Raw genomic sequence first — 8423 nt, forward strand, 5'->3', positions numbered from 1 at the left:
ATTTTTAATCAGAAATACAAAATAACAATTTTGTGAAAACTAACTACTTAATAAAAGAGCTTTCTGCTGGAACGTATCAAGTAAGAGTTGAGCCTCCTTTAGCATTTTCTCCAATTACAATCTCTGATGTAGTTATTGTAAATGGTGAAGTAAATACTTTAGATACTATTACAGTGGAGTAATTATTAGTTACTTAACTATATAAATATAGAAACTCATTTTACAAGTTTTGTAGAATGAGTTTTTATTATTGTTAATAAAAATTTCCTTTGAAGGTAAGTGAAACTACTTCGTTTTTATCAATCGAAATATACCCTCTTTCTGCCAATCTCTGAATATTTTTATTGATTTGCTCTTTGCTCAAGGCTACTCTATACTTTTCATCTCCAACACTAGAATAATAATCTACTATTTTTTGAAGAGTAATATCTTCCTCTGTTTTTATAAATGCCATTATAGCATTTAGTTGTCTTGTTTTATTTCTTGAGAAAAACAGGTAAAGATATTGTTCATTATCAATAACAGATTGTAAAGATTCTACAGTATTTATGTTATCAATAACCTTTCTGTCAAAAAATTGATGTACAAAATAATTGTTATTTTTATATTGGATTTCGTGCAAATAGTCTTGTTTAGGCAACTTTCTAATCTTTTCTTCATCATAGGTTTTTAAAAACTCTGTTACTTTATCTTCATATGTCAACAGTATTTTTTTCAAATCATCATCGTAAAGTTTATAGGCTTCAATCTTTTCTATATCTGTATTTTTCTCATAGAGAATAGTATCAAGAATACTATAAATACCTTTATCTTTAACTTGAGTCATCATCCATTCTTTATAAGAAGCAAAGTTATTTTTATCTGCATCAGAATTTACCTTATAAATAGTCAATTCATCATTCGTAGAAACATCATTGTTAAATTCTTTTTTTGATTTTCTTTCTGTATGGCAACTATAACAAATATCTTTTGGTAAATAAGGACTGTCAGTAGGAATTATAAGTTTATTGCAATCAGCACAGTGTATTCCTTGGTTTCTTTGTAGCCAAGAAGGACAGTCATTGTCTGGAGCTTCTGAAGCAGGAAACCAAAAAGGAATGTTGTATCTTTTGCTGATGTAGTTTCCAATTTTTTTTGCTACGATTGTTTCTTCCCAAGGTGTAGGTTGTCCATTGAAAAGTCTTATATCTGATGCAAAACGGAGACTGCATAAATCTATCATTGTGTAATTGAAAGTAGATTTATCAATCAGTTCTAATAAAAATACGTTAGTTGGTAGTTCTTTTTTATCTTCATTCTCTATAACTACTTGCATATAGATATACCACCCTTGTGTGTCTCCATCCCATAAGGCTTGGACAGCAACTGGTTTTCCTTCTTTTTTAGCTTCTTCTACTTTGTCAACATAAACTTGCATGTCTTCAAAGTCTTTTGGCTTATTGTAATAATCTTTTGACATTCTTCTAAATAAAATTCTAAGTACTCAAAATTCGAAGCATACGTACAAGCTCATTATCAATAGCTCTTGGTTTTAGGCATTCTTCGATAGGTGTGTAGGTCATTTTACGTTTTAGCTGCCCTACCATAACATTCGTTTTGCCAGATAAAAGTCCTTCTACTGCTCCTAAGCCTAATTGGCTGCCCAACACTCTATCAGCTGCTGTGGGCGAACCTCCACGCTGAATATGCCCTAGATTGGTTACTCTAAACTTAAATTTTGGAATTTGTTCTTTTACTTTTACTCCTAATTCCTCTGCATTGCCAAGTTCGTCGCCTTCTGCTACCACCACAATTAAAGAAGTTTTTTTATTGGCTAACATTTCTTTGATAGATTCTACTATCTCATCCAAAGAATCCACAATCTCGGGAAGCATTACAATTTCTGCTCCTCCTCCAATGCCTGTCAAGAGAGCAATATCTCCACAATGTCTGCCCATTACTTCAATAAAAAAACCTCGCTCCAAAGAATCGGCTGTATCTCTAATTTTATCTATGGCTTCTAAAGCTGTATTGATGGCTGTATCAAATCCGATAGTGTAATCTGTTCCATTGAGGTCGTTGTCTATTGTTCCAGGTGCACCCACAAAAGGCATATTGTACTCTGCCGAAAAGGCTTGCATTCCTGCAAGAGTTCCGTTTCCTCCAATGGCAATTAATCCATCAATTTCTAAGGCTTTTAGGTTTTCATAGGCTTTTTTTCTTCCTTCTTTTGTTAGGAAGCGTTGGCTACGAGCTGTTTTCAAAACAGTTCCACCACGCTGAATAATATTACTAACATCCCTAGAGGTCATCATGTGAATATCATTTTCTATCATTCCACGATAGCCTCTATAAATTCCAAATACTTCGACACCATAGTATAGCGCACCCCTTACGACAGCCCTCACACAGGCATTCATTCCAGGTGAGTCGCCTCCAGAAGTAAAAACTCCAATTCGTTTCACGATTAAATGAGTGATTAAGGTTAATTATTGGTTATTTGAGAAAATAAAATAAGCTGATTATTCATTTTCTGATTCTGTATCAAGATAGCTTATTTCTAAACTGTTTTCCAAATCTATATCTAACTCTTTAGAGATTAATTTTCTTTTAAAAAATGTAAATACACCTAATAGAGCAATAATTAGCCACTTGAGCCATTTGAAAATAAAAGGAACTACTTTTACCTTCGTCAGCACCTTACCTGCCAATATTCCAGCGAAGCCAAAAGCAGCCAAGTTGTCGAAGTTAGGGTCAAAATCTTCGTGCTTAAAACCTTCATAAAAATCTATGCTAGAAGTAACAAGTGGGATTTGGGAGTTTACTTCTAAAAGGTGTTGTGGAGAAGTGCTGATATTCATTTCCAATACTCCATATCGTCCTAACTTATGTGTGCTATAACGAACATAATTCTGATTATTAGAACTACAAGAAACAGCCCATTGTAATTGATGTTTTTCTTGCAAAAAATAAGGTTTCATTGCCCAAGACTGAATAGACAATGTATCGCATCCTTTTGCCTTTATATACTGATTTTTTTCGTAGTTGATTTGTGTAATATCTTTCCAAAAAAAATCTTCAGGAGTTTTTAAAAGCACACTATCAGGTATATAGCCTGTCTCAACATATATCAATTCTATAATAAAAGGAGGAGCATCGTCATTATTTGCTGATGTAGGCGACACAGCTACCAAACAACCCAAATGTTTGATACTATCACATTCTATTTGGTAAGGAGAGCGAACAGAATTTCCTTCCATAAAAACAAATCCTTTAGGAACGGAAAGCAGAGCTACACCTGCTAAATCTACATTTCCTATCTGACCAACAGACTGGTTTTTATGTTGAGCTAAAACAGAAATTGTAAAAAGAAGATAAATCAGTAGAAGATTAAAAAAGCTGCATGAAAGGTAAACATATCGTTTCATAGCCTTATAATTTATAAAAATTCAGTAGTGTTATTGTGGTTTTTATTTAAGATACAAAATTATTCTTTAATTTGATTTTTATAAATTTAATATTTCATTCTAATTCCAAAAAAATGACATCTTTTAAAAAACAATATGCTTTGCTTCTCATCTTATTTTTTTATTTAACCTTATCTCCTAACATATTTGCACAAAGTGACACAAAAGATAACAGTAGCTCTAAAAAAGAGACTAAAAACCAATATGAAAAGTATAAAAATAGAGTTTCAATAAATCTTTTAGGATTTACAAGAGCTAATGTAGTAGCAAGTTATGAGCGAGCTTTTAGAAGTCATGCTGTTTGGTTAGGTGCTAATTATCATATCAATGGTCTTTATTCAAACGAGGATAGAAATATGTTTTCTCTAGCAGCCGAATACCGTTATTATTTCTTTGCTAGGCGTAATCAGAAATTTAGCGACGGACTTTTTGCAGGGGTATATTCAAAATACAGACAAGGAAATGAAATTCAAACATCTTTTACTAATAGTGGAGTTGGAGAAGTTTCTCATGAATATGAAAGTTATTTTGTAGGGCTAAATACAGGGTATAGATATAACTACAACCGTCTTGCTGTTTCTGGTTTTCTAGGCTATGGCTTTTTGATTTCAGGTTCTGAAGAGGGGACATCTGAATACATAAACTTTCAAGGAACAAAAAAGGAATTAAACGCAGGCTACAAAAATGATCTTCGTCTAGGAATTACTTTAGGATTTGCTTTTTAAATTTCTGAAAGTTAAACAAATAGGTTCTGCATTTGGTCGTCTGCTATAACAGTTTTACGAGTTTTTGATGTGAAATTTATCCCAAAAAATTCGTAACTTTAAGGCTAAAACCAATAAAATAATTACTTAATAAATAAAATTTATGTCAGTAGCAACACCTACACAAACAGGCACAGAAGAAACACTCCAAATGATTGCCAAAATGATACAAGATTTTGGAGAACGTGCTATTACTCCTAATCGTAACAAATGGGACGATGACCAACACTTTCCAGTGGAAGTAATGAAGGAATTAGGAAATTTGGGCTTAATGGGCGTTTTAGTACCAGAAGAATATGGAGGAAGTGGTTTTGGTTATCAAGAATATGTAACAGCTATTTCAGAGCTTGCCGTAATTGACCCTTCTATTGGACTTTCAATGGCTGCCCACAATTCTCTTTGTACAGGGCATATTTTGCAATTTGGAAATGAAGAACAAAAGAAAAAATGGCTTCCAAAACTAGCCACTGCCGAGTGGATTGGTGCTTGGGGACTTACAGAAGCCAATACAGGCTCAGATGCAGGCAATATGCGTACTACTGCCGTACAAGATGGCGATTACTGGGTGTTGAACGGAACTAAAAACTTTATCACTCACGGAAAAAGTGGAGATATTGCAGTTGTGATTGTCCGTACTGGTGAAGTAGGCGACTCTCACGGCATGACAGCTTTTGTGATTGAAAAGGGAACAGAAGGTTTCTCTGGTGGAAGAAAAGAAGACAAATTAGGAATGCGTCTTTCAGAAACAGCAGAACTTGTTTTTGATAATTGTAGAGTACATAAAGACAATATTTTAGGTGAAGTAGGCGAAGGGTTTGTACAGTCGTTGAAAGTATTGGACGGTGGACGTATTTCTATTGCAGCTCTTAGTTTAGGAATTGCAAAAGGAGCATTACGTCATTCTATTGCATACTCAAAAGAGCGTGAGCAGTTCAATCAGCCAATCGCAAAGTTTCAAGCAATTGCCTTTAAACTTGCAGAAATGGCAACGGATGTAGAAACTGCCGAACTCTTGACAAGACAAGCTGCCGACCTAAAAAGTAAGGGTATAAATGTAAATAAAGAATCTGCGATGGCTAAATATCTAGCATCAGAAGTATCTGTAAAAGTAGCGATGGAAGCTGTACAGATTTTTGGTGGCTATGGTTATACAAAAGACTTTCCAGTAGAGAAATATTATCGTGATTCTAAACTTTGTACGATTGGAGAAGGAACTTCTGAAATTCAGAAACTCGTTATTTCAAGAGCTATTTTGAAATAATATTCTCTAAGTTATAAAAAAATAGAAGACCATTCTGATTTCTAAGATTAGAATGGTCTTTTTGTATATGAAATATTTTTCTTAGATAAGTGCAACCTTTTTATAGATAGTGAACTCTAGTAGTCATATCATTAAAACAATTTTTTTATTCTAAATTATTATCACTTAAATCTTACCACACTATGAAAAAAATATGGCTCTTTTTGTTTTTATCGTTATGTATTTCATTTTCTGTAATTGCTCAACACAAACCCACAGAAGTTCTGCTTTTCGGAACATTCCACTTCAATAACCCAGGGCTTGATGCAGCCAAAACAAAAAGTTTTGATATTGAAAGTGAGAAAAGTCAAACTGAATTAGATGAAATTGCAGAAAAAATAAAGGTTTATAATCCTTCCAAAATTTTTGTAGAGTGGGAGTATAACGAACAAGAACAATTAGATTCCTTGTATAATCTATATTTGGTAGGAACATATTTTGAGAACCCAAAACTTTCTAAGTTTTACAAACAAAATGAAATTTTTCAACTTGCTTTTCGTGCAGCTAAAAAGCTAGGTCATGCCAAAGTTTATGCAATGGATTATACAGATGCAAACTTTCCTTTTGATAGTTTGATGGAAATAGCTCAAAAGAATAATCAAGTAGCATTACAAGAAGAAATTATGCAAACTATTCAAGAGTTCTCAGTAAGTTTTGATGCCCAAATAGATGCTGATAAGTCGCTTACAGAAATATTATACTTCCTCAATAGTTCATCTTTACGCCAAAAAGATATGTCTCTTTATACTCAAACAATAAATAAAGTAGGTGGGCAAGATAATTTTGTAGGTGCATATTTAGCCTCAGAGTGGTATAGAAGAAATTTGTATATGCTCTCAATAATGCAGAGACAGATAACCAATGAAGATGAAAGAGTAATGATGTTATTAGGTTCAAGTCATGTCGCATTGATTAACAAAATCATTTCCACACACTCTAATTTGAAAGGAATAGAACTACAAGAAGTTTTAGAATAAAGAGGCAAATGAGGTTCTTTTTTTCAAAACCAGTCAAGAAAAGACATTTTTCTTGACTGGTTTTTTGCTTATCTTTGATAGATAAATTAGTATCACTGATGGGCATTTCATCTACAAATCTATTATAAAAATGTTTGCTTACCTCAACGGAAAAGTTACGCACCGAGAACCTTCATTAGCTGTTATAGATATAAATGGTGTAGGATATGAAATTAAAATATCGCTTCAAACCTACTCCGTTATTCAAGAAGGACAACAGTCTAAGTTATTTACGTATTTGAGCGTAACACAAGATTCTCAAGAGCTTTTTGGGTTTGCTACTGAAAGTGAGAAAAAAATGTTTCTGCATTTGATTAGCGTCTCTGGAGTGGGAAGAAATACAGCTTTGGTGATGCTTTCTGCTATGAATGTTTCTGAGTTGGCAGATGCGATTATCAACCAACAAACGGCAGTTATTACAAAAGTAAAGGGAATAGGGAAGAAAACAGCCGAACGCTTGATTTTAGACTTAAAAGACAAACTCGCTAAAGAAGGTTTCCAACTTCAAGACGAATCTGGAATGAGTAGCGCACTCAAAGAACAGGCTTCAAATGCTCTTGTTAGTCTAGGACTCTCAAAACTTGTGGCTGACCGAACCATTAATGCTATTCTTAAAAAATACGGCACAGATATTTCTTTGGAAGAACTTATTACGTATAGTTTGCAAGAAGGGTAGTTTTTCAGTTAGCAGTAATCAGTTTCCAATAAATAAAAACATCTCTTGTATTTATATTCTAATTCTCCCATCTTTAAAATCCATTTTACTAAAATGAAATTTTTTATTCCATTCATTCTTGTTTTTTTTACTCATTTTGCATCTCATGCTTTCTCTACCTTTAGAGTTGTAAAGGATTCTGTTGGTTTGGAACGTAGGGGGAATAATTTATACATAAAACATAAGGTTACTATTGGCGAAGATATTTACCAAATTGCTAGAAAATATGGGGTAAATAAAGAAACACTCATTACATTGAACCCTAGCGCAAAGAAACAGTTACAGATAGGGCAAATTTTATACATTCCACACCCACAGACAGCCTACAGAATTTCTCAACTAAAAGGCTATAAAGTACGACCTAATGAAACACTTTTTTCTATTGCTTCCAAGTTTCAAACAGATGTCAAAACACTCAAAGAGCTCAACGAACTCTATACCACTCAAATACAAACAGGACAAGAACTTCTCATTCCCTATCCAAATAGTCATCAAGACTTATATGATGTTCCTGTGAGTGCTTATAGTCCAGCAAAAGACCCCAATGCAAAGACTCAAGCAGCTAAAAAATATCATTTGGTAATTAGTGGAGAGACTTTATATTCTATATCTCAAAAGTATGGCGTAAGTGTAGAGAATCTAAAAAAATGGAACAATAATCAAACAGGGCAAATCAATGCAGGACAGAAAATAATAGTTGGGCAAGGAGAAGGTTACAACGAAAAAGTTTTTATTGTGGCGAGTGCTTCCAATACTCAAACGCAAAAAGGTAAGCCACATTCAGAGTCGGGGGTTTGTCATGCTTTTCTAAGCACAGATAAATTACAAGCAATGCACAGAACAGCACCTACAGGTACAAAAATAAGAGTTACCCTTGAAAGCACAGGCAGAAGTGTAGTGGTCGAAGTTCTTGGAAATTTTCCAGATATAGATGCAAACAAAAATGTAGTTATAATTATTAGTCGTGCAGCTGCTAGAAAACTAGGGACGATGAGCAAGGAGTTTCCTGTATATTTGAGTTGGAGTGAGTAGCATGGGTGTACAACAAAAATCTCTTTTTGTTTTATATCAAAAAAATATCCTTTACATTTCGTTGCGCTGCAACTCCCAAAATTATGATAATCCATTCTACAAATAGGATGTTGCGCTGCAACTTTTTCTATGCTTTTTTTACAAAAAACA

Annotated in this window: 9 protein-coding genes; 6 read left to right on the forward strand and 3 right to left on the reverse strand. The window is 33.6% G+C overall.

Annotated features, from left to right (window positions below; all coding sequences use genetic code 11):
* Nucleotides 1-32 precede the first annotated feature (32 nt).
* Nucleotides 33-182: a hypothetical protein gene (locus tag QZ659_RS19330; protein ID WP_291728513.1), complete on the forward strand. Its 150-nt coding sequence runs from the start codon at nt 33-35 to the stop codon at nt 180-182.
* Nucleotides 183-253: 71 nt separating this feature from the next.
* Here the strand turns inward: QZ659_RS19330 and QZ659_RS19335 are convergent, their stop codons facing one another.
* The 3 genes from QZ659_RS19335 to QZ659_RS19345 are packed head-to-tail and all read right to left on the reverse strand — an operon-like array spanning nt 254 to nt 3407.
* The gene (locus QZ659_RS19335; protein ID WP_291728516.1) at nt 254-1459 is read right to left on the reverse strand and encodes a hypothetical protein; all 1206 of its coding nucleotides are present in this window, start codon (nt 1457-1459) and stop codon (nt 254-256) included.
* A 16-nt stretch (nt 1460-1475) separates the two neighbouring features.
* A complete protein-coding gene (gene pfkA / locus QZ659_RS19340) occupies nt 1476-2444 on the reverse strand; it encodes a 6-phosphofructokinase (protein ID WP_291728517.1) in 969 nt (322 codons plus the stop codon).
* Nucleotides 2445-2501: 57 nt separating this feature from the next.
* Complete coding sequence (locus QZ659_RS19345) at nt 2502-3407, reverse strand: DUF2167 domain-containing protein (protein ID WP_291728519.1); 906 nt, start codon at nt 3405-3407, stop codon at nt 2502-2504.
* A gap of 113 nt (nt 3408-3520) precedes the next feature.
* On the opposite strand from QZ659_RS19345, the gene QZ659_RS19350 reads away from it, so the two are divergent.
* The 5 genes from QZ659_RS19350 (at nt 3521) to QZ659_RS19370 (ending at nt 8273) form a co-directional block, all read left to right on the forward strand.
* On the forward strand, nt 3521-4171 hold the full coding sequence (locus tag QZ659_RS19350) for a hypothetical protein (protein ID WP_291728522.1): 651 nt from the start codon (nt 3521-3523) through the stop codon (nt 4169-4171).
* 142 nt (nt 4172-4313) lie between these two features.
* The gene (locus tag QZ659_RS19355; RefSeq protein WP_291728524.1) at nt 4314-5471 is read left to right on the forward strand and encodes an acyl-CoA dehydrogenase family protein; all 1158 of its coding nucleotides are present in this window, start codon (nt 4314-4316) and stop codon (nt 5469-5471) included.
* A gap of 182 nt (nt 5472-5653) precedes the next feature.
* Nucleotides 5654-6487, forward strand: coding sequence for a DUF5694 domain-containing protein (locus QZ659_RS19360; RefSeq protein ID WP_291728526.1), 834 nt, complete (start codon nt 5654-5656; stop codon nt 6485-6487).
* A 130-nt stretch (nt 6488-6617) separates the two neighbouring features.
* Nucleotides 6618-7202, forward strand: coding sequence for a Holliday junction branch migration protein RuvA (gene ruvA, locus QZ659_RS19365; RefSeq protein WP_291728528.1), 585 nt, complete (start codon nt 6618-6620; stop codon nt 7200-7202).
* 93 nt (nt 7203-7295) lie between these two features.
* Nucleotides 7296-8273 (forward strand): LysM peptidoglycan-binding domain-containing protein, encoded by a 978-nt coding sequence (locus tag QZ659_RS19370; RefSeq protein ID WP_291728530.1) that lies wholly within the window; start codon nt 7296-7298, stop codon nt 8271-8273.
* Nucleotides 8274-8423 lie beyond the last annotated feature (150 nt).

Source organism: Bernardetia sp. (assembly GCF_020630935.1).
In the GTDB taxonomy this organism is placed as follows: Bacteria; Bacteroidota; Bacteroidia; order Cytophagales; family Bernardetiaceae; genus Bernardetia.